Source organism: Rhodococcus sp. 15-2388-1-1a (genome assembly GCF_002259145.1).
In the GTDB taxonomy this organism is placed as follows: Bacteria; Actinomycetota; Actinomycetes; order Mycobacteriales; family Mycobacteriaceae; genus Rhodococcoides.
In genome coordinates, this window is record NZ_NPFP01000048.1 from 13,132 (window position 1) to 36,619 (window position 23,488).

Consider the following 23,488-nt stretch of genomic DNA (forward strand, 5'->3'; position numbering starts at 1 on the left):
GGAGGCAGCATGATCCGGATCAGCGATGAGTTGCTCTCGATCGGTGAGGTCGCGGCCAGAACCGGTGCCGCGGTGTCCGCGGTCCGGTACTACGAGACCCTCGGGCTCGTTCCCGCCGAGCGGACGGCCGGCAACGTACGAAAGTTCCCCCGGCACGCGATTCGGCGGATCTCGCTGATTCAGGTGGCGGTGCGGTTCGGAATACCGCTTTCCGAAGTGGCCGAGGTCTTTGCGTCCCTGCCGTCGGGCCGCACCCCGAACAAACGTGACTGGGCAAAGATCTCGGCTGCATGGAACCAGAGGCTGGAGGATCGCAAGCAGTCGATTGCGCGGATGCAGGAGGAACTGACCGGTTGCATCGGCTGTGGATGTCTCTCGCTCGGCAAGTGCACCTTGCTCAACCCCGGCGACCAACTGGGCAAGGCGGGCCCAGGAGCTCGACGCATCTGAAGGCCGCATCGTGTTCACCTCAATGTCGAACCGATGACGGGCGCAGTTTGCTCGGGCGCGAGAGTCTCGACCAATGGTGAGACGCGGTAACGAGATTGGGATCGGACAGGACATCTCCTTGCGGGCGGGGGCCACGCGTCGACAGTTCCTGACGTGGAGTGCGTTGGTGGGGGCGCTGGCGTTCACTCCGGAACTCGCAGGAACGGCGGCGCACGCGCAGTCCGTGGTGACTCCCGACTACCCGTTCCGCCTCGGCGTGGCATCCGGCGATCCACTGCCCGATTCGGTGGTGCTGTGGACCAGACTCGCCACCGATCCCTTTGCACCACTGGGCGGAATGACTCCCGGCGTCGTGCCGGTGCGGTGGCAGATCGCAGCGGACGAGCGATTCGTGAACATCACGCGCGAGGGCGTCGAGCTTGCCACTGAGTTCGACGGCTGGTCGATTCACGTCGACGTCCGCGGTCTGGAGCCCGCTCGCGAATACTTCTATCGATTTCTCGTCGGACCGCACGCCAGCTCGGTCGGACGCACCAAAACTGCACCGGCAGTGGGGCAGTCGCTGAGCAGGCTCGATTTCGCCTGGGCGTCGTGCCAGAAATGGGAGGACGGCTACTTCGGCGCGTACCAGGACCTGGCGGCCTCGAATCTCGATGTGGTGTTCTTTCTGGGCGACTACATCTACGAGTACGCGATCAAGGATGAGGGGGCTCGCAAGGGTGAGCCGCGCACCGAGTCGGCTGCCCGAGAAACCATGGTGCTCGGCGACTATCGCGACCGATACGCGATGTACAAGGCCGACGAGAACCTGGCTGCCGCACATGCGTCGGCACCGTTCGTCTCGACGTTCGACGATCACGAGGTGGACAACAACTGGGCCTCGCAGATCAGCCAGGACAACGACGATCCGCGAGAGTTTCTGTTGCGCAGAGCTGATGCCTTCAAGGCGTGGTGGGAGAACACTCCGGTGCGCGCGAATCTGAAACCCATCGGACCGGACATGACGGTCTATCGCCGGTTCTCCTTCGGCGATCTGGTGGACTTCTCGGTGCTGGACACGCGCCAGTACCGCAGCGATCAGGCGCACGGGGACGGCGAGCATGCGCAGGACGCCGAGACGGCCGATCCGTCACGCACCATAACCGGTGCAGCACAGGAACAATGGATTCTCGACGGGTTCGCATCACCGTCGACGTGGAACTTCTTGGCGCATCAGACGGTCATCTCGGACTTGGCTCGTGGGCTCGGCAGCGATCGCAAGGTCGGGATGGATCCGTGGAGCGGATACGAGGCGTCTCGGCACCGAATTCTGGACGGGGCCAGGGATCGTGGCACGAAGAACGTCGCGTCCATCGTCGGCGACATCCACCGCACGATCGTGTCGGAATTGCGACGCGACTACCAGGATCAGGTGTCGCCGATCCAAGGTGTGGAGATCGCGACCACGTCCATCGCGTCGGGCAAGGACGGTGCCGATGTCGACTCCGCCGGTGCGGCGATCGCCGAGGCCTCACCGCACGTCAAGTACGGCAATGCTCGGCGCGGCTATCTCCGTAGCACGCTGACGAACACCGAATGGCGTTCGGAGGTCAGGGTTCTCGATCGTGTTTCCACACCGGGGGCATCGGTGCGAACCGCAGCAACGGTCACCGTCCCCGAGGGCCGCCCCGAGATCGAGTTGAGCTAGCGACCGTCGGCGATGATCTGCGCGACGTTGCGTTCGGCCAATGCGGTGATGGTCAGCGACGGGTTGGCGGCTCCGGTGCTACCGGGGATCAGTGCACCGTCGACGACGTAGAGCCCGGGGTGGCCCTTCACCCGCCCGTAATTGTCGGTGACGTCGCCCAATACCGCACCGCCGAGTGGGTGGGCGGTGAAGGTGTCGTCGACATCGCGGGTGAACGGTTCGGCTGCGACGACGGTGCCGCCGGCCTGGGCCATCCGATTCTGTACTGCGCGTAGGGCTTCGACGGTGTCGCGGCTGCCACCCTTGGGCCAGTTCAGTGTCAATCGATCTGCGGCGGAATCGAATCCGAAGTTTCCGCGCAGCGGGTCGATGGTCATGCCGAGCGAGCCGATGAATCCGAGGTTCACGGGAACGCCCGGTACGTACCAGTTCTCGACGGTCAGTGGCAGTCCTGAGTCGTCGACGATGCGAGATGCGCAGGGCGCACCCTGCGGTCCTGCGGACATCGGCCCGAGCGACCGGGTCATCGAGGCGTCGCCGTTGGTGCCCCAGCCGGTGCCGACGAATTCGTTGAGGTTCGACAGTGCTCCGGTGGTGCGGGCGCGCATCAGCAGCTCGGTGGTGCCGATGGACCCGGCTCCGAGGACGAGGGTGTCGCAGGTGAGCGTGCGTGTCTCGACGACGTTGCCGAAGGGGTCGAGGCGTTCGATCTCGACGCGGTAGCGGCCGCCGGATTCGGTGCCGATCGCCGCGACGCGGTGGCTGTGACATACCGTCGCGTTGCCCGTGGCCTCGGCCTGGGGGATGTAGTTCTGGGTCAGGTCGTGCTTGGCACCGTTGGAGTTGCCGAAGGTGCTGGCGCCGACGGTCGCGGACGGCCTCGAGCGGCCGCCGATCTCGTCGCGGACGACGTTCCAGTTCCAGTTGCCGTCCACTGCCTGAGGGGTGAAGCCTGCCCGCCTGGCGTGGTCGTCCCAGGTGCGTGAGTGTGCGAAATTCGGGCTGTTGTAGACGTCCTCGGGCATCGCCGACGGCCGGAGCATCGAGCGCGCCTTGGGGTACCAGGTGGCGGCCATCTCGTCGTAGTTCAGTCGTCCGCCGAAGGAGAGGTCGAAGAACTTCTTGTCGGGGGCGATGGTGACGCCGGTGTAGACGATCGAGCCGCCGCCGACGGCCGCGCCGCGCCAGACGGAGAGGTTCTCGTAGCGGGTCGTGTCGAGGACGCCGCCGAACAGGTCGACCGGTCCGACGGGCATTCCGGTGATGTTGGTGAACGAGCTCTGCTGCCACAGTCCGCGTCCGTCGGCGGTCATGTCGGCGGTGAAGATCTCGCGCCACGGGTCACGTGGCCAGCGCAGTCCGCGTTCGAGGACGGTGACCTGGGTGCCGGCCTGCGCCATGCGGAGGGCGGCGGCGCTCGCACCGAATCCGGAGCCGATGACGAGGACGGGGGAGTGGTCCGGTGGGCGCGGGGGGTCGGCGAACAGCTCGGGAACCAGTGCTCGGATGCGTTCGGCGCCGATCGGCAGCGCACCTGCGGTGGCGGAGCCCGGCATTCCAGCCGAGTTCAGAACCGGAGCGGCGGCAGCGCCGAGCATTCCGGCAGCGGCCAACCGCAGCAGTTGCCTTCGGTTCACGGAAAGTCCCCCTACTTGACTCACGGACAGCGTTATCGATTCTGTCGTGTTTGCGGCGAGAAAGCGAACAGTTCGGTCGGTCTCGAGGATGCTTCCCAGCTCGGCCTCAGGTTTGCCTGTAAGACTTCCGCTCATGGTTTCGGCATCGGCGGCTCTGTTACTGCTCGTCACAGCAGTACTCGGCATCGTGGCGCACCGCGTGGACGCGCGGGGGCAGGCGATGCTCGTTGCCGCGTCTTTGGCACATGTCCTCATGCTCGCCGCGGTGCCCGGCACTGCATTCGCGGCCGTGGCGTTCGGGTGGTGGGGGCTGGCGGCGGGCGCGGCTGTGGTGACGGGTGCCATTGCAACGCGGATTCCTCTGCACAGGCACCGCTCCCGGACGACGGCCGAAGCGCCGACTCTGACGGTGCTGCACGCCAATATCTGGCTGGGACAGGCCGATCTCGATGCGTTGGTTGCGTTGGTCGACAAACACCGGCCCGACGTGCTCACCCTCGTCGAGTTGACGCCCGAGGCCGACGCGGGGCTTCGCGGCAGACTGTCCGAGCTGTTGCCGCATGTGTACGTCAGTGCCGCCGCGGGCGGTGACGGGTCCGGTATCTACAGTCGCTTTCCGCTCGTCGACGAGCAGCGGCACGACGGTTTCGTGACCGAGCTGCTCTCGGCACGGGTGGAGATGCCGGGGCGGCCGCTGGTGTTCGCGGTTCATCCCGTGCCGCCGTGGCCACGGGAGCCGTCCGACTGGGTTCGCGAGCTCGCGCTGCTGCGTCAACTACTGGCCAAGATTCCCGTCGACGACGGTCCCGTGGTGGTGGCGGGCGACTTCAACGCGACGCAGGATCATCGGCGGTACCGAGATATGCAGGACGGTCGGTTCGTCGATGCCGCGGTGGCGAGCGGAGCCGGGATGCTCAGGACGTATCCGGCGCATACCTGGTACCCACCCGTCATCGCCATCGACCATGTTCTGGTGGCGGACATGGCGGTTCGTTCGGTCGAGGCCGTAGAGATTCCCGGCTCCGACCACCGCGGCATCCTGGCCCGGCTGCAGTTCCGGCACCAGTAACTCCGGCACTGGGTTCAGGGCTGCGCTGGCAACTGCTGCACCGACCACGTGTTGCCGTCGGGGTCGGCGAAGTACACGAACGTGCCCCAGCCCTCGTCCTTGGGTGGATCGATGGTCAGGCCGGCTGCGGTGAGGTGCTCGTAGGCCTCCTGGACGTTGTCCACGACCAACAGGATCCCGGCTCCTTTGCCCGGTTCGGCGTCGGTGATGCCCTCGCCGATCGCGATGGAGCAGGCCGAGCCCGGGGGAGTGAGTTGGACGTACCGGATACCGTCCCAGGGGCGAGCATCGTGGTCGGCGACGAAGCCGATCGAGACGTAGAAGTCCTTGGCGCGGTCCACGTCGGTGACGGCGAGGGTGACGAGTTCGAGCTTCATGGTGAGGTTCATGGAGCAATGATGAGCGCTATTGCGGACATGTTCGGTCCGCGGTGAACGAACACTTCGAGAAATATGCCCGACGCCTCGTCGGTTGAGATATCCGTGTTCTTCTCACTGCTCGACAGATCCCGCACGCGATCCGGTTTCGACGACGGCTCGGCGCTGCGGCATACCGTCGAACGAGCAGTGCATGCCGAGGAGATCGGATTGCACCGGTTCTGGGTGGCCGAGCATCACGGCGTTCCCGGCATCGCGTCGGGCGCACCGGCGGTTCTCGCCGCGGCGGTGGCGTCGCGCACCTCGCGCATTCGCGTCGGATCCGGCGGGGTGATGCTGCCCAATCATCAGCCGCTGGTCGTGGCCGAGCAATTCCTGATGTTGGAGTCCCTCTTTCCCGGACGGATCGACCTCGGTGTCGGCCGCTCCCTCGGTTTCACCGAACCGGTTCGGGCAGCATTGCGCAGTGAGCGGACCGACACGTTCGAGGCCGATATCGCCGAATTGCGTTCGTATCTCGACGGTTCGGGACCGGTGACTGCCCGGCCCGCTGTTCCGTCGCCGCCGGTGTTCGTTCTCGCGACCGGAGCCGGTCTCGAGGTTGCCGCTCGCGCCGGGCTTCCGGTCGTGGTCGGTGGACCGGTTCTCCAGCGTGACGATCCATTGGCGCTCTATCGCAAGCGCTTTCGGCCCACGCCATCGAATCCCGAACCTTACGTGGTTGTCTCGCTCGACGTGACCATCGCAGCGGACGCGGCCGATGCCCGCAGGCTCGCCGTGCCGGAGGCGTGGGCGATGGCCAGGTCCAGACGCGAGGGTGAGTTCCCGGCTCTGGAACGAGCGTCCGGGATCGACGAATCACAGTGGACGCCGCAGACGCGCAGCCGAATCGAGGCGTCGTTGGCGTCGAGCATCCTCGGCACGGCCGGGCAGGTCCGTCCTCGGCTGGAGGAGGTTGTCGAGCGCACCGGCGCGAACGAGATCATGGCCTCGACGTCGACGTACGATCGCGCCGAATTGTTCGACGCGGATGTCGCGTTCGCTCAGCTCGCGGGGGTGGCGGGCTGAACCGGTGCCGTCGCTGCGAGTGCTGCCACCAGGTCGCGCTGAATGTCGGTGATGGGCACGGTCGCGTCGACGACGGCCGACACCGGTAGCCGCAGCCTGCGGTCGGCCTCGGTGCGGAAGACCAGGCCGGTCTTGGGGGTGCTGTCGGCGGTGCTGGCGTACAGGATGGACCAGCATTGCGGGTTCTTGAGGAGTTCGGCGCTGGCGGTGTGATCGGACGCCACGGGTGGGCCGAAGCTCAGCGGCAGTGCACTGCGCTTCATCTCGCGCTCGATCACCCGGTGCAGCAGGATTTGCTCGCTCCGTTTGGGAAGTAGCAGGGGGTAGCCGGCGAGCTGGCTCAGGCTCGGGTTGTTCTCACCCGCCAGAGGATGGCCCTCGGGGAGGACGACGACGAGGTCCTCGGTCCACAGCTCGGTCACCTGTAGACCGGAGCGTTCGACGCTGCCGCGGATCAGCGCTACCTGGCAGTCGCCGGACGTCACCGCTTCGATCTGTTCTGCGAATCGTTTCAGGACGAAGTCGATCTCGGCGTCGGGATGGCGCTCGCGAACCGCGACGATGGCGGAGATGGCGTTGGCTGCGAACGTCATGTTTCCGGTCAGGCGCAGCTGATTGCGCTTGCGCGTCGTCAGTGCCAGGGCGGCCTGCTCGAGCTCCACCATGTGCCGGGCGATGGAGACCAATTGTGCTCCGACAACGGTCAATCGAACGGTACGAGAGGTGCGCTCGAACAGGGGCTCACCGATTTCTCGTTCCAGCTTGGAGATCTGCAGGCTGATCGCCGATTGCGAGACGTAGCAGCGTTCGGCAGCGCGAGAGAAGTTCAGTTCCTCTCCGACCGCGAGGAAGTACTTGAGCTGCCGCAGTTCCATTTCGCCATTCAATCATGAGTTCTACTCATAGATGCTATTTCAACTTCCGCGTTGATAGAGCATCTCGGTCGGAGTTTCATGGAGGTAGTTCTTCGCCCAGGGAAAGACTCGAGCCGAAAAGGAAAGTGCTGTGCAAACGTACGACGTCGTCATCGTGGGATCGGGATTCGGAGCATTGGCCGCTGCCAAGTCTCTGGGCAAGGCCGGTGTGACGTTCTCGCTGATCTCCAGCACCACAGAACACCTCTTTCAGCCGCTGCTCTACCAGGCCGCCACCGGAATGCTCTCGACCGGCGAGATCGCCCCTCCGATCAGACGCATCCTCGCGCAGTACGACTCGGCCGACGTGCGTCTCGGACGCGTCGTCGATGTCGATCCCGAAGCTCACCAGGTCACCTACGTCGGTGCCGGGCAGAGCCACACCATCGGCTTCGGTCGATTGATCGTCGCCACGGGTGCCACGCAGGCGTACTTCGGCCGTGACGAGTTCAAGGACCGCACGTTCGCGCTCAAGACCGTCGACGACGCGATCGCTCTGCGTGAGCAGATTCTCAGCTGCTACGAGACTGCGCACCTGACAACCGATTCGGCTGCTCGCAAGGAATTGCTGAGCTTCGTCGTTGTCGGTGCAGGCGCGACGGGTGTCGAGCTGGCCGGTCAGATCAGGGATCTCGCGCATCGCTATTTCGCCGGATCGTTCCCGGACATCGAACCCGACGACGTCACGGTGACCCTCGTCGACGGAGTCAAGGAAGTGCTGCCGGCGTTCGGCGGCAAGCTCAGTGCGTATGCCCGTACGAAGCTCGAGAAGTCGGGCGTCGACGTCGTCACCGGGGCCATGGTCACCGATATCGCCGACGACGTCGTGACGGTGCAGGACGTGGACACCAAGACCTCACGAACCTTTGCCGCCAAGACTGTCATCTGGTCGGCCGGCGTTCAGGCCAGCGAGCTGGCGGCCACGATCGCCGAGCGCACCGGCTGCGAGACCGACCGTGCCGGACGCCTTCTCGTGCACGACGACTTGACGGTCGGCTCGGCGAAGGACATCTACGCGATCGGCGACGTGACGTCGTTGCACAAGCTCCCCGGTCAGTCGCCGGTGGCGATGCAGCAGGGCAGGCACGTTGCCAAGATGATCATCGGAAAGGTCGACGCAGGAACCCCGTTCGAGTACACCGACAAGGGCAGCATGTCGATCGTCGGCCGATTCAGCGCTGTGGCGCGGCTGTTCGGCAAGGTCGACATGTCGGGACCGATCGCGTGGCTCATGTGGCTCGCGGTGCACCTGATGTACCTGGTCGGCTTCCGGAATCGGTACGTCGCGGTGGTGTCGTGGATGACCTCGTACATCGGCGACAAGCGACCGCACTTCCAGTACACCGACCACTCCGCCGCCACGATCGAACCGCGGGCCGAGGTCGCCGGCGAGAGCTCGGACGACGAGGAGCGCAACGCGGCCTAGGTCGCAATGCCGTTGCGGTAGGCCCAGATCACCACGTGGACTCGGGTGTTGACGTCGAGTTTGCGACAGATGTTGCTCACGTGAGTCTTGACCGTGCTCTGTTCTAGGTGCAGTGCCCGGGCGATCTCGTTGTTGCCCAGGCCCTGCGCCAACAGTTGCACCACGTCCATTTCACGCAGACTCAGGTCGTGTTGCGGTGCAACGGACGTGGGTGGGCTCGGAACGCCGCGGCGGGTGAACTCGGTCATCAGGCGCGGGGTCAGTCGAGGGGAGAGCACCGCGCCGCCGCCGGCGACGGTGACCACCGCGTCGGCCAGTTCGTCGGGATCGGTGTCCTTGAGCAGGAAGCCGGACGCTCCACTGTCGAGAGCTGCGAACACGTACTCGTCGAGGTCGAACGTGGTGACGACGATGACGCGAACGCTGTCGAACTGCGCCAGAATCTCGCGTGTGGCGGTCAGTCCGTCGCCGTTCGGCATCCTGATGTCCATCAGTACGATGTCGGGTTGCAGTGCCGACACCTGCTGCACGGCATGCCTTCCCGAGCTCGCGTGCCCGACGACCTCGATCTCGGGATGGCCGGCCAGGAACAGCTCGAATCCCTGCCGAACCACGGGTTGATCGTCCGCGATCAGTACGGTGATCATGCGTGTGACTCCATCACACCAGCACCGCGCAGAGAGATCGTTCCGCCGACGGGCAGTCGAGCGCGCACGGTCCACGTCGTTCGGTCCTCGGACAATCCGGCATCGAGGGTGCCGCCGAGCAGCGCGGCCCGCTCCCGCATTCCCGGAATGCCGAATCCCTGACCCGAGGGCTCGTGCGGTTCGGACTTGTCCGAGGTGATCGTGTTGGTGACGGTGACCTCGATGGCCGAGGATCGATTCGATACCTCGACGCGCACAGCGCAATTCGGCGCATGACGTCGGGCATTGGACAACGACTCCTGAACGATGCGGTAGCACGTCAGTTGCACGGCGCTGTCGGTATCGTCGCTGTCTGCCACAATGCTGATCGCGATGCGCCCGAACGAGATTCGAGACTGTTCGATCAGCTCGGCGATATCAGAGATCATCGGTTGCGGTGCACTGTCGGTGTTGGAACTGTTGTCGGTGTCGCTCGGGCGCAGGATGCCGACGATCTGGCGCAGGCTGTCGAGGGTGCGCTGGCCGTGTCCGATTGCGCCGGTGAGTAGTTCGCGTGCTTGCTCGGGGTTGCTCGTGATGAGCGTCTTCGATGCCTTGGCTTGGATGAGCATTCCGGTCAGGTGGTGCGCCGCGACGTCGTGGAGTTCGCGTGCCATGGTCTTTCGTTCGTTGTCCAGGGCCTCGTTCAGCCGTTGCCGGTGTTCGATTTCGGCTCGCCCGAGGGCGGCTTCGCTCTCGAGTTCCTGGGCTCGACCCCGTGCGATGTACTTGCCCAGTGCGATGAGCACCGTGTAGTTGATGACGAGGTTCACGATCTGCTCGGCGAGCACGCCGATCGTGCCACCTGGGCCGCCCGTGGAATCCGGGTAGGACAGCCGGGTGTCGACGCTGACCGCGATCTCGAGGATCAGCCCGACGGCGATGGGGGCGAACAGGCGTGGTCCGGAAACTCGAATTGCCAAGGCGGCGATGGCAAACCAGTACAGCGGGGTGAATCCGAGGGTTCGGTCCGGCAGAACCAGGATGAGCGCGATGCTGATGGCCACCACGGACAGGTATGCCGTGACCGGAAAGGATCGGCGAACGCACGTCACGCCGGTCATCGCCAGCAGGGCAACGACACTCGCTGCGATCAGGGGTGGGCTCTGGACGAGTTCGTCTCTGGTGTCGCCGACCATGCCGGTGGAGAGCTGGAATCCGGCGTAGACGAGCGTGGCCAGGAGCATCTCGATCGGCAGCACCACGGGACTGCGAGGTCGCCAGGACGGTCGAAGGGTGTGCAGCAGTCGGGAATCACCCAGCATCAGAGTCGACTCCGTTCTCCTGCCGCATCTTTCGTATTCTTCGAGCCCGCTGTCTTGGAACCCAGCACCCACAGCGGTCCGGTGACGAACCAGAAGAACGTGATGATGCCGAGTGGCTGGATCACGGTCTTCAGTGCTGCTGCTTGATCCGAGTCTGCCACGGTGTAGGCCAGTGCGTAGGTGATCACCAGAGCGATGGCCGCGGCGGTCAGCCACTTCACGAATCCCCGGATCTCGTTGCGGTAGGCCCGCGGACCGGTCTTCGGAGGCTTGATCGGTGCGGGTCCACCGGCGAATCGGTGCGCGAAGCGTACGTCGAGCCAGGCCACGGTGGAGTGCGCGAACACGACCGTCCAGCCGAGGTAGATGCCGGCGAGGCGGTGGGCGAATTCGACCTCTCCGCCGCGGTGCAGATCGAGTGCCACCGCGGCGACGAGGACGACATCGAGGACCGGGAGCAGAGCCAGGGTGACGGTGCTGGCGCGTCGCATGCGTGCCACGTAGCGCAGGCACAACCCGCCGATCACCAGAACCCAGAAGCCGACCTCGCAGATCGCGATCGTCAGCAGAATCGGATTGTCCATGGACCCGATCTCACCGCAGCCGAAGTGCGCGCGGTACCCCCGCGGAGGCGTCGTACCTGGTGGTTCTGCCGAAGGTACGACGCTGCGCTCCACCGAAAGTCGTAGCTCTACCGAAAGCCGTAGCTTCACCGAAAGTCGTGGAGCGTCGAGTCGGGCGATCGGCAGGCTAGGCTCGTCGCCGTGATGGACCTCGGCGCGTTGCACCTCGGAGCGCTCGGGCGTCAACCGAAGATTTTCTGGGTCTTCGTCGCTGTCGCTGTGGTCGCGGCAGGAGTCATCGTCGTGGAGTCACGCGCGTCCGGTCCTGCGGACTTCGCGTCGCCGGATACGCCTGCGTCGAGCGGGTTCATCGCGTCGAACTACGACCAGGGTGAGTCGTCGACCACGATTCCGGGGTGTGATGCCGTCGTCGTTCCCGAGTCCGGGGATTTTTCAGGGGCGTACTTCCGTCTCGATGGAGGACGCTACGACGACCCCCGCTATCCATGGTTCTCCGGGCGCAAAGCTACTGCGCTGTCCGATGCGCTTGTTTCTGCCTTGCCGGCCGAGACCGCCGTCGAATTCGCAGCACCCGGTACGTTCGCGTTCGGTGCCGAATCCGCGTTTCGATTCGGTCCTGTGCAAGGTCCCACGTCCGATAGCTCTGTCGGCGATGGTCCGACGGATGATCTGTCGATGTTCGCGAGCTCCACTGCCGCCGGGTTGCTGATTCGCAACGGCTCGGGTGCCGACGTGACCGTGACGATCTCGAAGTCGACTGCCGGTGTACCGCCCTGTGTCGGTGGCACTCTCGATCGCAGGCAGGTCGCGGCCGACGGTACGGTCGTGGACACGAAAGAGTCCACCAGCGAAGACGGTGGTAGAACAGCGGTGGTCAGGACGGCGACTGCTTACGCATCCGATGGAACGACGTTGCAGGCCAACGCAAGCCAGTTCGTGTCTTCGGACGAAGCAGTGTCCATGAACGACCTGATCTCCGTGGTGTCGTCGAGCGAGCTGCGAATCGATGCAGCGGTGCCGGGCGGAACCCGACTCCCTCCTCTGCCGTGTGACACGCGAGTTGGGTCGCAGGATGGACCAGCGGTGACTCGCGCCGACGCAGACCGTATCGGCCGCGCCCTGGACCAGGCTCGAATCCGCGCGCTTCGGGCAGTGATCGTGCTCGAGCAGCCGCTGGCACCGATGCAACGGAGTTCGTTGTCCCACGACTCGTTGTGTGCAGCCGGGACAATTCTGACGTCAGGATCTGAAGGTGTTGTGACCGTGGCGATCACGGGTGGACAGCCACTCCCGGAAATTCCCGACGCATATGACCCGATGGCTGATCGCTCGGTCGACACCGTGCGCCTGCCCGACGGATCGATGTCGGAGAGATCGAAGCGCGGCGTCAGGACCGTGACTGTGACCCGGCCGTCGGGCACTCGTGTCCGTATCTCGTCGACATCGGCGGGCGAGCTCGTCACGGTCGGCAATCTCGAGTCCATCGCGACGGCACCGGGCCTGGACCTGTGAGCTCCCGATGGCCGGTGTGGACAGCGGGAGCCGTGGCGTTGGCGACTGTCGTTGCTGCGGTGATCGTTGTCGCGCAGGACGACGGCCCGGCAATCGCGACTGCCCCCGCATGGACGACCACAGCTCCGCCGACGGTTCCGCGTGCGCCGGAAGTCCAGTGGTCCAGATCTGCAGAGGCCGTCTACGGCCGCGAATTCGCGCAGTTTCGTGATCCTGGTGCAGGCGGACGGCTCAACCCCAGCGCAGCGAGATTCATCGATGCGGGCGGGGTGTATATCGCTTCGGTGGGTCTGCCGGATCCTGCTACCGGGAATTTCGACGCTCCCGCGATGGTGGGCCTCGACGCAACGGATGGATCCACACTATGGCGGCGAGACGATCTCCGGGTGGAATCCTGTGCCGACCGGCCTTTGTCGGGATACCTCGTCTGCCTCTCCAGCACCGAGTCGGAAAATCCGGAATCGACGATTGTCACGGGGGACACCACGACCGGTGCTGGTCGCTCTGTTCGTGTGCCGCAACGTGTGTTGGCTGTGGGAACCGACGGGTTCTCGCTCTACTCGATCAGTTCTACTGTCACGCAAGCAGGTTACGAGGGAACGCGGCAGCTCGCCAAGGGTTCTGTGAACGATGTCGGGCGCGATTGGGTCACCGAACTTCCCGGCGAGGCCATTTACGCGGGTATGCCGGGGCCGGTCATCACCATCGACGGAAACTACGGCCTGGGCCGGTTCGGTTCGACGGCAATAGGATTCGACTCGGTCACCGGATCGATCACGTGGTACCGGGGTTATCCCGACAGTTGCGTGTCGCAACCTTTTCGGGTGCAACCGGCACTGGTGATCATGACCGAGGCGGTTTGTACACAGTCCCAGACGTACGCCGGTACCGTCGCGCTCGCCTCGGATGGTCGAACTGTCGCCAGATCTCCGCTGCCGGTGTATCCCTTCCTCGAGATCGACGATCCAACAGACCTGTCGCTGCCGATGGTCGTCGGTGACAGTGCGTTCGATCGGACGACCGGACAGTTTCTCTGGTCGAGCCCGCTGTTGGCGTCGACCAATGGCGTAGCTGTCGTCGGGGATGTGGTGATCGCACGTGCTCCCGGAACAGCTCATGTGACGGCACTGGATCTGAGAACCGGTTCGGTTCGGTGGGAGAACGATCCCGATGACTACTACCCGATCACGGCGTACGCCGACGGTCTCGCGTACTCCACCGTCGGCGGCACCGTGGATTCGATCGCGTTGGAAGACGGTACGACACGTCGGCGGTTGGAGATCGAGCCGACGCCGGACCCCTATGCAACGAATCGGTACCTGGCATCGTGGGTGATCGAATCCGGCGACCGTCTGGTGTATTCGTCCACAGCCACGATTGCCGTCGTCGACCGCGGTTAGCTGCTGTCGGTGCGCCTACAGTGGAAGTACGCATACAGGACATACGAAACAGGGAGTCCGACATGGCAGGCAAGAAGATCGACAGAGTGCACGCACAGTCCGCGTTGGAGACGGTTCGTGAGAATCCCGGCATCGCGTTGATTGCCGCCGCGCCCGCATTGGTGGTGCTGGCGGTGGTGTGGTGGCTGCTCGGGTTCCCTGCCGCGTTGATTCTGCTGATCGCAGCAGGCGGTGCCGGCTACCTGTACCTCAGGAACCGCTGATCACTGATCGGCGCGCGGGATGCAGAATTCGGTGATCGTGGCCGTCCCTGCTGCGAGCTCTGCCCAGGACGACTCCGTGGTGAGCACTGCTATCGCAGATGTGGGGAAGCGGTGCCGAACCTCACGGGCCACGTCGGTGTCGTCGTCGACCGCCAATTCGAGTGCGGTCCAGGGGATTCCGGGCTCATGCCCGACGACCAGCAAGGTCGATACCGTCACGTCTGTGGTGTTTGCACCTGCGAAGTACGTGTCGGCGAGGCGGATTTCGTCGATGATCTCGTCGGCGGATCCGCCGTAGATGTCTCGTTCGAAGCGGGTGGGAGCGTCGCCCAGACCGGTAGCGGCCAGGGTTTCGCGGGTGCGCAGAGCCGTCGAGCACAACACTGCGTCGACAGTGCCGACGTGTTCGGCGATCCAGGCTCCGGCGAGTGCCGCCTCGCGTTGGCCGCGCGACGCCAGAGGTCGTTCGTGATCCGGTACTCCGTCGGGGTAGCCGGATTTGCCGTGCCGCATCAGCACGAGGGTCCTAATGGTCGCCATGCCGTCCACCGTAAACGGTCAGGGCGACCGGATCGGGGAGAACGTTCACCGGTTCCGGGAAGACGAACTTGCGCATCGCCCACCATCGGAATGCGGTTGCCAGCAACGTGCCGATGATGGATCCGCTGACGAAGTCGGCGATGTTCTCGGTGAGGAAGGACACGTTCGGCGACCGCAGATCCAGCATGTAACTCGACACCCACAGCGGGAGCTGGTTGATTGCCAGGCCGGTTCCGGCGACGGCGAAGAACAGCGCTGCCTCGTGGTGACGACGTCGTCCGCCGCGCGCTGTGAACGACCATTCCCGGTTGAGGATGTAGGACACGATCGTCGCGATCAGCACGGCCAAAACGTTGGCCGTCACGGGCTTGTCCTGCAGGATCGTCCACTTCAGGCCGAAGAACAGGACGACGGTGACGACGAAGGTGATCGCTCCGACGATGAGGAACTTGAGGGCCTCTGCGTGCTTGACGAGGGGCTCCAGCCAGCGCTCGGGAACGTGGTCGGTGAGGCGGTCGGACACATGCATCCCAACGACGTTACCTCGAGTAAGGGGTTCGGCTCGCCGGTGAACGCTAGGCTCACGGCAATATGACTAGTGCCCGGTTGTCCGTTCTGGTCGTGTTCTTCGTCAACGGAGCGGTGTTCGCGAACTGGGCTCCGCGCATTCCGGAGATCCAGGACTCGCTGTCCATCGACGTCGCGACCCTCGGCCTGGCGCTGACCGGAGTCGGTCTCGGCGGGTTGGTGGCCGCACCTGTCGCAGCGGCGACGGTTCGACGGTTCGGCAGTCGGTGGGCGATTCTCGCCTCCGGTCTGCTGCTGTGCGCGGCGTTCGTGCTGCCTGCCGTGGCTGTGTCGTGGTGGACGCTGTTGGCGGCGCTGGTGCTTCTCGGCGGAGCGGACGCAGTGATGGACATTTCCATGAACGCGCAGGGCGTGCTCGTCGAGGAGCGAGCGGGGAAGTCGCTGTTGAGCAGCTTCCATGCAGCCTGGAGCGTCGGTGCCGTGGTCGGGGGAGTGACCGGCGCGGCCGCGGCCGGTATCCGGATGCCGGTGGCAGCGCACTTCGGGCTGGTCGCGGTGGTGTTGATGCTCGTTCTCGCTGCCGTCGGACGGGGTCTGGTAGGTCCGGAACCGGTGGTGCGCGACGATCACGAAGACCGAGCGCCGGGGCTCGTTCTCGCACGGCCGACGGCCGCACTCGCTCTGCTCGGGGCCGTGGTGCTGCTCGCCGGGCTCATGGAGGACTTTCCGCAGTCGTGGAGCGCTGTCTACATGACGACGGAAGAGGGTGCGGGCCCGGGTTCGGCCGGTATGGCGTTCGTTGCGTTCTCGGCCGCGATGTTGATCGGCCGGTTGGTCGGAGACCGAGTAGTCGATCGGTTCGGACCGTCGACGGTGCTGACCGGAGGCGCGTCGTTGGTGGCGGTGGCCTTTCTTGCCATCCTGGGGCTGTCGGTTCTGGCCGCGGATCTACCGATCCTGGTCATCGGAGCGTTCGCGGTTGCGGGCCTGGGCGCGAGCCCACTGTTTCCGATCGTCTTCAGCCTGGCCGGGCGGCTTCCCGGGGTGTCCTCGGCCGCGGCCATCTCGATCGTGTCGCTGGTCTCCCGGATCGGATTTCTCGTGGCACCCCTGGTCGTCGGTCGCGTCGTGGATGCTTCGGGCTTCGGCTCGGTACTGGGGGCCATTGCCGTGGCAGGCGTCGTCGTCGCGGTGATCGGGTGGTACTACGGCCGCAGATTCCCCGTCGACTCGACTCAGGACCGCGGTTCCAGATAAGTACGCAACAACCGCCGTACCTCGTCGCGGCACCCCGAAGAAGGGGCTGCTCGCGGAACTACGAGACGACATCGTCGGCACGAAAGATTCGAGCGATGAGTCCGAGCGTGACACTCGGCCGTGAGTGGCACCGCCGGTTCGTATCGCCGGGACGGTACTGAATTCTCGGCCCAGGCGTGATAAACAAGCTGTTCGGCGATCTGTATGGAGCGGAATGGTGGTGACCTGGTGACGACCGGTGTCGACGCGGGGCTCGCTACTCGCTCGCCTCGGCGTGGTCTGACCGCTGCAGGCACCACGGTGATGGTCCTGGGTCTGGTGGCCGGTTGGGTTGTCGTCTACTCGGTGAGCCTGATGGGCGCGCTGTGGCGCTTCCGTGAACCCGACGCGCCCGCCCCGACGCTCTCGATGGGGGATCAGTGGGCCGATCTCGCGGTCGGTGCAGCGCAGGTGGTGGTGGGAGCGGTGGCGATCGCCCTCGTGTATTTCGTTCGACGTCGGAAGCTGCCTGCGGTGTGGCCGGCCCGCAGTGGCACCGCGCGCAAGGCGGCGCTCACCTGGTGTGCCGCGATCGGTGCCGCCTCTGCTTCGCTGCTCGTGTTGTCTCGCCTGGACATCGTCCGCTTCAGCTTCTCGGTTCCTGCCTCGGTCGAGTCCGATTGGCTCGCAGTGGTATCAGCGCTCGCCGTGGGTCTACGCGAAGAGCCGATCCTGGTGGCGTTGCCGGTGTTGCTACTGGTGGGCCGACTCCCGATCTGGGCGATCATGGCGCTGTCGGCCACGATGCGAGGCCTTCTCTACATGTACTTCGGTGGAGGCGGGTTTCTGTGGGCGCTGTGCTGGGGTGCCGCGGCGGTCTGGGTGTTCTACCGCTACCGGCGACTGTGGGTGTTGATCGCCATCCACGGACTGGTGATGAACATCCAGGTATTGGATCGCGTGATTCCGTCCGAGAATGCGGCGACCGTCCTGCAGGGGATCAACATTCTGATCCTGTTTGCAGCGCTGTTGTGGTGGCTCGCCCCCCGGGCGCTGGAGGCGTTCCTGCCGAATACGGTGGCCGTTCGGTACGGCGATGCGACCGTCGAGACGACTCCGATGGTGGCCGAGGTGGTCCTGAACCCCGAGAAACTCGATCCCGACGAGTCCCGACGAGAACCGCCCGTCAAGCCCTGACCATGCGGGCTTCGAGGCACTCCCAGATCGGGTCGAACTTCTCGGTGCCGTCCAGCTCGAATCGATGCTTGCGATAGAACGCCACCGCGCGATCGTTAGCCGCTGCCACCCACAGATATGTGGATGCCTCCCGGTCGATCACGGTGGTCATGAGTTGTGTTGCGAGGCCGGTGCCGTGGTGCTCGGGCACAACGTTCAGTGACCACAGTTCGGTCGACGCCGGCGGATCGAGGTCGCGTGGTGGGCCGCCGGTGGCGAAACCGACGATGCGTGAATCGTTGGTGTCGACTGCGCATCGGGTCCGCACACCGCGGCTCGACTCCTCGTCGCGGCGGGCGATGATCTGCTCCCATCGTTCGATGCGATCGCGAGGGCGTATCGCATCGAGCTTGGCACTGTTCATCATTCCCGCGTACGTCGCCTTCCAGATCGCCACGTGCGCTGCGCCGAGCTGTTCTTCGTCGCCCGGGCGGATGTCACGGATCGTGTATCTGGCCACCGTTGCAGTTATACCGATACGACTCGAATAGTTCTCGGAATTTCTTGTCGGACCCCTCTCGTATCATCGAATTCATGTTCGATACCGGGGGGTGGGGAGCGGCGGAGACGCCGCTGGTCGATGACTGCATTGCGGGGTTTCTCGACGTCATCGCACTCAACCGTGTCAACGAGAATCTCGCTCGAGCGGCCACCGTGCTCGCGTACTGCGATGTTCTCGAGATGCGCCTCGAGGCAGCCGAAGCTGCCGGCGGAGATCCGGGCGAGACCGTCCGCGGTGCCCTGTGCGATCTGGCCGTGACGATGACCGGAACGCGTCGTGATGCGTCGGTGGTGCACGATGTCGCGGAGCGTCTGCATCGAATGCCGTTGACCGCCTTGCGTTTCGTGACCGGCAGCTTCGACTGGTCGACGGTGGTCACCATCACCTCGGTGCTGCATCGTGCCAGTGACGAGACGATCGCGAAGATCGAATACGAGGTCTGTGCCTCGGGTGGCCGAATGCGTCCGCAGGCGCTACGCAATCGGATCTGGCGGCTGTGGATGAAGGCCGATCCGGTCGGTGCCGAAGCTGCCCGCGAGACCGCGAAGTCCGAGGAGGTCGGCGTGAGGATCGACCGCACCGGTCCGGGCGGGATCGCGTCGCTCATCGCGAAGATCACCGATCTCGAAGCAGCGGAAGCGGATGCCCTCATCGTCGAGATGGTCGGGACGGTCTGCAAGGGCGACCCACGATCGACGGGCACGCTGCGGGCCGCGGGTCTGATGGCGTTGCTGCACGGCGAGCATTCACTCGCGTGTCAGTGCGATCGCGGCGACGACTGCCCGGTGGCCGGCGCTGTCGACGACATTCCTCCTCGGCGCGGGCATCTCCTCCAGATCGTGGTGGCGGTGGAGACGCTGCTGGGACTGTCCTCGGAGCCCGCGACCCTCGCCGACGGGACACCCATCGACCCCGAAGTGGCGCGCATCGTTGCCACGGACGCGAAGTGGCAGGCCCTGCTGACCGAGCTGGTCGAGATGCTGAAGCCCGAACGAACAAGCAGGGGCGACGACGGATCGAACGATGATGGTCGGGACGATAACGGCCCTGACGGTGGTGGGCTGGACGGTGGCCCGGACGACGGTGACCCGGACGACGGTGGTCCGGATGGCGGTGGTAGGGATGGCGGTGGCCCGGACGACGGTGGTTCAGACGGTGGCGGTCCTTCGCACTCCGGCCGCGGGCAGTCGCCCCGTGACTGCGGCCCAAGTTCCGGTGATTCCGGCCCCGACCATGCCGACTCCGTCGGCGGCGATGGGTCGGGTTTGCAGTCGAGTTCGTTCGGACCGTTCTCGACGGTCTCGTCGTCGTTGTTGCGTCGGGTGGTCGGCATGGGTCGGGTACGAGGTGCCGCCCAGCTTCCGTCCGTGCGTCTTGTGGGTGCCCACTGCCTGCCATCTGCAGTCCCGCTACTGGGGGAGGAGTCTGTCCGCGATGGGCTCGTCGCACGGTGGCTTGCCTGGATTGCCGAACGGCCCGAGCGTGCTCGCGGCATCTTTCCCGACGGTCATGGCGGCGAGTCCGCTCCGTCGCGGTCGGCGGTGACGTATCGGCCGGGTGCCCGCGTCGCCGCGTTCGTTCGTGCTGCGTATCGCACGTGCACTTTCCCGAATTGCGACGTGCCGGCGTCCCGGTGTCAGATCGATCATCTGGTTCCGTTCGATCACGACGATCCCGAGCGGGGCGGCTGGACGATCGTGACCAATCTTCAGCCGGTGTGCGTGTTCCATCATCAGGCCAAGACCTCGGGGGCGTGGTCGGCGGTGATGCTCGCAGGCGGAGCGATTCTGTGGTCGAACTCCCTCGGTCTGCGCAGAGTCACGGTGCCGGAGATGTCGATCGCGACTCCCCGCGCATCCCGCCGACGCCGAAGGGGCTCGTCCAGGCCGGGAGCGAGCCTGCTCGAACCCACCCGCTGGGAGCTCGAGTACGGCGGGTGTACACCGCCGACTCTCGACGACTATCGCTCTGCGACAACGGATATCGACCGAAGAAGGTTGGCGGAGAAGCGGCGGGCCTACCTCGAACACTGTCGCGTCGTCCATGCACGCGTTCGATACGACCGCTCCCGATACGACCCGCCACCCTTCTGAACAACACCCGTGCCGGTGTGGCACAGGCCGCTGGCCTGCTACCTTGAACGCCGTTCAAGTCTCTGGGGCAGTTCGCCGCCCCACTCCTCGAGGAGTCACCCGTGTCAGATGTCGACAGCAGTACTCGCCAGCCGAGCCGTAAGGTCGGGCGAATGAACGTCTCCGCCCGCGACATGGCGCAGATTGCGGTGTTCGCAGCACTCATCGCCGCGCTCGGCCTGCCGGGATCGATCACCGTCGGGTTCTCGGGCGTCCCCATCACTCTGCAGACCCTCGGCATCATCCTGTCGGGCGCGATCCTCGGACCACGCAAAGGCACGGCCGCGGTCCTGGTGTTCCTCGCGCTGACGATGATCGGTCTGCCGCTGCTGGCGGGCGGGCGTACCGGTCTCGCCGCCATGGCCGGACCGACCGTCGGCTACCTCATCGGGTGGATTCCGGCCGCATTCCTGATCGGCCTGCTCACTGCGCGCATCCTGCCCAAGTACTCGATCGCGCTCGGCCTGCTGATCAACGCGGTCGGCGGAATCCTCGTCGTCTACGCATTCGGCATCATCGGGCTCGTTCTGCGCACGGACGTCGGACTCTGGGCCGCCATCACGTCCAACGGACCGTTCCTACCGGGAGACATCGCGAAGGTCGTCGTCGCCACCGTCGTCGCCAAGAGTGTCCACCGCGCGTACCCGGGCCTGATCAAGGCGTGACTCTCACGCTGGGAGGTCGAGGCCGCGACAACGACACCGCCATCTCCTGGGCGGGTCGCACACTCACCTACGCCGAACTCGACGCAGCGGTCGAGCAGTGGCCTCACCTCCCGGTGCACGGCGATCGATCCCACGACGCGTCAGCGCTCGATCTGCCGGAGGCCTTGATCTGCGTCTTCGCGGCGGCGAGGCAGGGCAGCGCCGTCCGAGTGGAGGACCCGGTCGCCCGTCCCGAGCGCCCTGCGCACACCGATCCCGACGCGTTCCTCCTGGTGGCGACCTCGGGCTCCACCGGCCGCCCGAAACCGCTCGCTCGCACGGTCGCGTCGTGGGTCGACAGCTTCCCCGAGTTCACCGACATCTCCGGCATCCGACCGACCGACACCGTACTGATCACCGGACCGCTGCACGCCACGATGCACCTGTTCGCCGCGGTGCACGCACTGTGGCTCGGGGCATGCGTCACCGACGACGCTGCGCAGGCCACTGCTGTCCATGCCGTGCCTGCGGTACTCCGTGACGTCCTCTCCCGGATGCCCCATGCGCGAGTTGCCGTCGCTGCCGGGAGTGGCCTCGATGATGCCGCCGCGCAGACGATCTCGGCACAGAACCCCTCGACGCAAGAGATCAGGCTGGTCGAGTACTACGGCTCGGCGGAGCTGTCACTGGTGGCGGCGAGGGTGGTGGGCGAACACTCGTCACTGAGACTGCTTCGGGACGTCGACGCACGCACCGAGGACGGGTACCTGTTCGTTCGTTCGCCGTACGCTGCGCTCGGTGCGCGCGGTTGGTTCGGCGTCGGTGATCTGGCCGAACTGAACGGCTCCGAACTCCTCGTCCACGGTCGCGGGGATGCAGCGATCAACGTGGGCGGAACCACCGTGATCGCCGAGGACGTGGAGAACATCCTGACCGCACTCGACGGCGTCCGAGCTGCGGCAGCGATCGGCACACCACACGCGGTTCTCGGCGAAACGGTCTCTGCTGTCATCGAACTCGACGGAACCCGCGACCTCGACCTCGTGCGCGCCGACGCTCGCGCAATCATGGCCAAGGAAGCACTGCCGCGACGCTGGACGGTGGTGCAGCAGTTGCCCCGTACCTCCAACGGCAAGATCGCCCGAAGGGCCCTGCTGTGAATGTCGCTCCTGTGAATGTCCCCGTTATCGTCGCGGCGAAACGTTCGGCAATCGGTATCGCCGGGCACGGCTTCGCCGATGTCACCGCCCCGAACCTCGCCGCGCCGGTGCTGAAAGCTGTTGCAGCTGAGATCGGTTCGCTCGAAATTCCGATCGACGACGTGATTCTCGGCAACTGTCTCGGTCCCGGCGGCGACGTTGCACGGGTCTCGGCGCTGCTCGCGGGCCTCGGTGTCGGCGTTCCCGGCGTCACCGTCGATCGGCAGTGCGGATCCGGGCTCGACGCGGTGGCGCAGGCCGCGTCGCGTATCCGCAGCGGCGACGAGACGCTGATACTGGCCGGTGGCGTCGAGTCTGCCAGCACCAGCCCGTGGAGATTCTGGCCACCGGTCGACGGCGGAGAACCCGTCCGCTACACCCGAGCGCCGTTCGCTCCGCCCGGCTTCGCGGACCCGGACATGGGTGTGGCAGCGGACGACCTCGCGCGAATCCGAGGTATCGGGCGCGAACGCCAAGATGCCTACGCTGCACGGTCGTTCGCGCGCGCGGCGGCCTGCGATTTCTCGGCCGAGATCGTCACGGTGAACGATGTCGCAACCGACGAGCGCATCCGCCCCAACATGACTGCCCAGCGGCTCGGCAGACTGCGCCCCACGTTCACCCCAGCCGGCACGTTCACCCCAGCCGGCACCGTGACCGCGGGCAACTCGTGCGGAATATCGGACGGCGCAGCAGTTCTGGCCGTCACCACGGCCGAGCGCGCAGCCGGGATGCCGGCGTTGCGCATCCTCGGCAGCGCGGTCGCAGGGTCCGACCCGGCTCTTCCGGGACTGGGTCCGGTGCCGGCGATCGAGAAGCTGCTCGCCCGCACCGGGGTGAGCCTCGCCGACATCGACACCGTCGAGATCACCGAGGCTTTCGCGTCGGTCGTGCTCGCGGTCTCGGATGAATTGGGCCTCGACGAGGGCCGCATCTGTCCGGAGGGCGGAGCCATCGCGATGGGGCACCCGTGGGGCGCGTCGGGCGCAATTCTGCTGGTACGGTTGGCCTCTCGAATGCTGCAACCCGGGGGCCCGGCACTGGGCCTGGCGGCCTGCGCCATCGGCGGCGGGCAAGGAATAGCGATGCTGGTGGAACGAGCGACATGAGCAGGGTTACATGAGCAGGGTCAT

Annotated in this window: 23 protein-coding genes; 14 read left to right on the forward strand and 9 right to left on the reverse strand. The window is 65.5% G+C overall.

Annotation, left to right across the window (positions count from 1 at the left end; translation table 11 throughout):
* Nucleotides 1–12 precede the first annotated feature (12 nt).
* Both soxR and CH302_RS26625 read left to right on the forward strand, forming a co-directional pair.
* Nucleotides 13–450, forward strand: a complete 438-nt coding sequence (soxR, locus tag CH302_RS26620; protein ID WP_176460790.1) for a redox-sensitive transcriptional activator SoxR — start codon at nucleotides 13–15, stop codon at nucleotides 448–450.
* A gap of 73 nt (nucleotides 451–523) precedes the next feature.
* Nucleotides 524–2,137 carry an alkaline phosphatase D family protein gene (locus CH302_RS26625; RefSeq protein ID WP_037191285.1) on the forward strand — a complete coding sequence of 538 codons (1,614 nt, stop codon included), beginning with the start codon at nucleotides 524–526 and terminating at the stop codon, nucleotides 2,135–2,137.
* On the opposite strand, the gene CH302_RS26630 is transcribed toward CH302_RS26625, so the two are convergent.
* The gene (locus CH302_RS26630) at nucleotides 2,134–3,774 is read right to left on the reverse strand and encodes a GMC oxidoreductase (protein ID WP_037191288.1); all 1,641 of its coding nucleotides are present in this window, start codon (nucleotides 3,772–3,774) and stop codon (nucleotides 2,134–2,136) included. The genes CH302_RS26625 and CH302_RS26630 overlap by 4 nt on opposite strands.
* A gap of 133 nt (nucleotides 3,775–3,907) precedes the next feature.
* On the opposite strand from CH302_RS26630, the gene CH302_RS26635 reads away from it, so the two are divergent.
* Nucleotides 3,908–4,843 carry an endonuclease/exonuclease/phosphatase family protein gene (locus CH302_RS26635; RefSeq protein ID WP_176460786.1) on the forward strand — a complete coding sequence of 312 codons (936 nt, stop codon included), beginning with the start codon at nucleotides 3,908–3,910 and terminating at the stop codon, nucleotides 4,841–4,843.
* 14 nt (nucleotides 4,844–4,857) lie between these two features.
* Here the strand turns inward: CH302_RS26635 and CH302_RS26640 are convergent, their stop codons facing one another.
* The gene (locus tag CH302_RS26640) at nucleotides 4,858–5,232 is read right to left on the reverse strand and encodes a VOC family protein (protein WP_037191293.1); all 375 of its coding nucleotides are present in this window, start codon (nucleotides 5,230–5,232) and stop codon (nucleotides 4,858–4,860) included.
* A gap of 93 nt (nucleotides 5,233–5,325) precedes the next feature.
* On the opposite strand from CH302_RS26640, the gene CH302_RS26645 reads away from it, so the two are divergent.
* Nucleotides 5,326–6,288: an MsnO8 family LLM class oxidoreductase gene (locus CH302_RS26645; protein WP_176460791.1), complete on the forward strand. Its 963-nt coding sequence runs from the start codon at nucleotides 5,326–5,328 to the stop codon at nucleotides 6,286–6,288.
* On the opposite strand, the gene CH302_RS26650 is transcribed toward CH302_RS26645, so the two are convergent.
* Complete coding sequence (locus CH302_RS26650; RefSeq protein ID WP_037191297.1) at nucleotides 6,264–7,163, reverse strand: LysR substrate-binding domain-containing protein; 900 nt, start codon at nucleotides 7,161–7,163, stop codon at nucleotides 6,264–6,266. The two genes, CH302_RS26645 and CH302_RS26650, sit on opposite strands and share 25 nt — an antisense overlap.
* Before the next feature lie 130 nt (nucleotides 7,164–7,293).
* Between CH302_RS26650 and CH302_RS26655 the strand changes: the two genes are divergently transcribed.
* Nucleotides 7,294–8,628 (forward strand): NAD(P)/FAD-dependent oxidoreductase, encoded by a 1,335-nt coding sequence (locus CH302_RS26655; protein WP_037191300.1) that lies wholly within the window; start codon nucleotides 7,294–7,296, stop codon nucleotides 8,626–8,628.
* Here the strand turns inward: CH302_RS26655 and CH302_RS26660 are convergent.
* Genes CH302_RS26660 through CH302_RS26670 form a run of 3 tightly spaced genes read right to left on the reverse strand, consistent with a single transcriptional unit; the run spans nucleotide 8,625 to nucleotide 11,163 of the window.
* A complete protein-coding gene (locus CH302_RS26660; RefSeq protein WP_037191303.1) occupies nucleotides 8,625–9,275 on the reverse strand; it encodes a response regulator in 651 nt (216 codons plus the stop codon). The genes CH302_RS26655 and CH302_RS26660 overlap by 4 nt on opposite strands.
* A complete protein-coding gene (locus tag CH302_RS26665; protein WP_052047719.1) occupies nucleotides 9,272–10,579 on the reverse strand; it encodes a sensor histidine kinase in 1,308 nt (435 codons plus the stop codon). The genes CH302_RS26660 and CH302_RS26665 overlap by 4 nt, the downstream gene beginning before the upstream one ends.
* Nucleotides 10,579–11,163: a hypothetical protein gene (locus CH302_RS26670; protein WP_052047720.1), complete on the reverse strand. Its 585-nt coding sequence runs from the start codon at nucleotides 11,161–11,163 to the stop codon at nucleotides 10,579–10,581. The genes CH302_RS26665 and CH302_RS26670 overlap by 1 nt, the downstream gene beginning before the upstream one ends.
* A gap of 180 nt (nucleotides 11,164–11,343) precedes the next feature.
* Between CH302_RS26670 and CH302_RS26675 the strand changes: the two genes are divergently transcribed.
* The 3 genes from CH302_RS26675 (at nucleotide 11,344) to CH302_RS26685 (ending at nucleotide 14,338) form a co-directional block, all read left to right on the forward strand.
* Nucleotides 11,344–12,675 carry a hypothetical protein gene (locus CH302_RS26675; protein WP_141216736.1) on the forward strand — a complete coding sequence of 444 codons (1,332 nt, stop codon included), beginning with the start codon at nucleotides 11,344–11,346 and terminating at the stop codon, nucleotides 12,673–12,675.
* The gene (locus tag CH302_RS26680) at nucleotides 12,672–14,075 is read left to right on the forward strand and encodes an outer membrane protein assembly factor BamB family protein (RefSeq protein ID WP_037191310.1); all 1,404 of its coding nucleotides are present in this window, start codon (nucleotides 12,672–12,674) and stop codon (nucleotides 14,073–14,075) included. The genes CH302_RS26675 and CH302_RS26680 overlap by 4 nt, the downstream gene beginning before the upstream one ends.
* A gap of 62 nt (nucleotides 14,076–14,137) precedes the next feature.
* Complete coding sequence (locus CH302_RS26685; protein WP_027498199.1) at nucleotides 14,138–14,338, forward strand: membrane protein; 201 nt, start codon at nucleotides 14,138–14,140, stop codon at nucleotides 14,336–14,338.
* Here the strand turns inward: CH302_RS26685 and CH302_RS26690 are convergent, their stop codons facing one another.
* A complete protein-coding gene (locus CH302_RS26690) occupies nucleotides 14,339–14,878 on the reverse strand; it encodes a SixA phosphatase family protein (RefSeq protein WP_037191611.1) in 540 nt (179 codons plus the stop codon).
* Nucleotides 14,865–15,407 (reverse strand): GtrA family protein, encoded by a 543-nt coding sequence (locus tag CH302_RS26695; RefSeq protein WP_037191312.1) that lies wholly within the window; start codon nucleotides 15,405–15,407, stop codon nucleotides 14,865–14,867. The genes CH302_RS26690 and CH302_RS26695 overlap by 14 nt, the downstream gene beginning before the upstream one ends.
* A 62-nt stretch (nucleotides 15,408–15,469) precedes the next feature.
* On the opposite strand from CH302_RS26695, the gene CH302_RS26700 reads away from it, so the two are divergent.
* Both CH302_RS26700 and CH302_RS26705 read left to right on the forward strand, forming a co-directional pair.
* Nucleotides 15,470–16,663 carry an MFS transporter gene (locus CH302_RS26700; RefSeq protein ID WP_052047721.1) on the forward strand — a complete coding sequence of 398 codons (1,194 nt, stop codon included), beginning with the start codon at nucleotides 15,470–15,472 and terminating at the stop codon, nucleotides 16,661–16,663.
* Nucleotides 16,664–16,891: 228 nt separating this feature from the next.
* The gene (locus CH302_RS26705; protein ID WP_094633949.1) at nucleotides 16,892–17,839 is read left to right on the forward strand and encodes a CPBP family intramembrane glutamic endopeptidase; all 948 of its coding nucleotides are present in this window, start codon (nucleotides 16,892–16,894) and stop codon (nucleotides 17,837–17,839) included.
* On the opposite strand, the gene CH302_RS26710 is transcribed toward CH302_RS26705, so the two are convergent.
* On the reverse strand, nucleotides 17,829–18,338 hold the full coding sequence (locus CH302_RS26710; protein WP_037191315.1) for a GNAT family N-acetyltransferase: 510 nt from the start codon (nucleotides 18,336–18,338) through the stop codon (nucleotides 17,829–17,831). The genes CH302_RS26705 and CH302_RS26710 overlap by 11 nt on opposite strands.
* A 74-nt stretch (nucleotides 18,339–18,412) precedes the next feature.
* On the opposite strand from CH302_RS26710, the gene CH302_RS26715 reads away from it, so the two are divergent.
* The 4 genes from CH302_RS26715 (at nucleotide 18,413) to CH302_RS26730 (ending at nucleotide 23,464) form a co-directional block, all read left to right on the forward strand.
* On the forward strand, nucleotides 18,413–20,473 hold the full coding sequence (locus CH302_RS26715; protein ID WP_094650144.1) for an HNH endonuclease signature motif containing protein: 2,061 nt from the start codon (nucleotides 18,413–18,415) through the stop codon (nucleotides 20,471–20,473).
* 152 nt (nucleotides 20,474–20,625) lie between these two features.
* Complete coding sequence (locus CH302_RS26720; RefSeq protein ID WP_176460787.1) at nucleotides 20,626–21,177, forward strand: biotin transporter BioY; 552 nt, start codon at nucleotides 20,626–20,628, stop codon at nucleotides 21,175–21,177.
* Nucleotides 21,174–22,316, forward strand: a complete 1,143-nt coding sequence (locus CH302_RS26725; protein WP_052047724.1) for an AMP-binding protein — start codon at nucleotides 21,174–21,176, stop codon at nucleotides 22,314–22,316. The genes CH302_RS26720 and CH302_RS26725 overlap by 4 nt, the downstream gene beginning before the upstream one ends.
* Nucleotides 22,317–22,327: 11 nt before the next feature.
* The gene (locus CH302_RS26730) at nucleotides 22,328–23,464 is read left to right on the forward strand and encodes a thiolase family protein (RefSeq protein WP_037191319.1); all 1,137 of its coding nucleotides are present in this window, start codon (nucleotides 22,328–22,330) and stop codon (nucleotides 23,462–23,464) included.
* Nucleotides 23,465–23,488 lie beyond the last annotated feature (24 nt).

Coding starts and splice junctions, on each gene's coding strand:
- CH302_RS26625 (WP_037191285.1), top strand. CDS start 524: ATGGTGAGACGCGGTAACGAGATTGGGATCGGACAGGACATCTCCTTG.
- CH302_RS26635 (WP_176460786.1), top strand. CDS start 3,908: ATGGTTTCGGCATCGGCGGCTCTGTTACTGCTCGTCACAGCAGTACTC.
- CH302_RS26640 (WP_037191293.1), bottom strand. CDS start 5,232: ATGAACCTCACCATGAAGCTCGAACTCGTCACCCTCGCCGTCACCGAC.
- CH302_RS26650 (WP_037191297.1), bottom strand. CDS start 7,163: ATGGAACTGCGGCAGCTCAAGTACTTCCTCGCGGTCGGAGAGGAACTG.
- CH302_RS26660 (WP_037191303.1), bottom strand. CDS start 9,275: ATGATCACCGTACTGATCGCGGACGATCAACCCGTGGTTCGGCAGGGA.
- CH302_RS26665 (WP_052047719.1), bottom strand. CDS start 10,579: ATGCTGGGTGATTCCCGACTGCTGCACACCCTTCGACCGTCCTGGCGA.
- CH302_RS26670 (WP_052047720.1), bottom strand. CDS start 11,163: ATGGACAATCCGATTCTGCTGACGATCGCGATCTGCGAGGTCGGCTTC.
- CH302_RS26685 (WP_027498199.1), top strand. CDS start 14,138: ATGGCAGGCAAGAAGATCGACAGAGTGCACGCACAGTCCGCGTTGGAG.
- CH302_RS26690 (WP_037191611.1), bottom strand. CDS start 14,878: ATGGCGACCATTAGGACCCTCGTGCTGATGCGGCACGGCAAATCCGGC.
- CH302_RS26695 (WP_037191312.1), bottom strand. CDS start 15,407: ATGCATGTGTCCGACCGCCTCACCGACCACGTTCCCGAGCGCTGGCTG.
- CH302_RS26700 (WP_052047721.1), top strand. CDS start 15,470: ATGACTAGTGCCCGGTTGTCCGTTCTGGTCGTGTTCTTCGTCAACGGA.
- CH302_RS26715 (WP_094650144.1), top strand. CDS start 18,413: ATGTTCGATACCGGGGGGTGGGGAGCGGCGGAGACGCCGCTGGTCGAT.
- CH302_RS26720 (WP_176460787.1), top strand. CDS start 20,626: ATGAACGTCTCCGCCCGCGACATGGCGCAGATTGCGGTGTTCGCAGCA.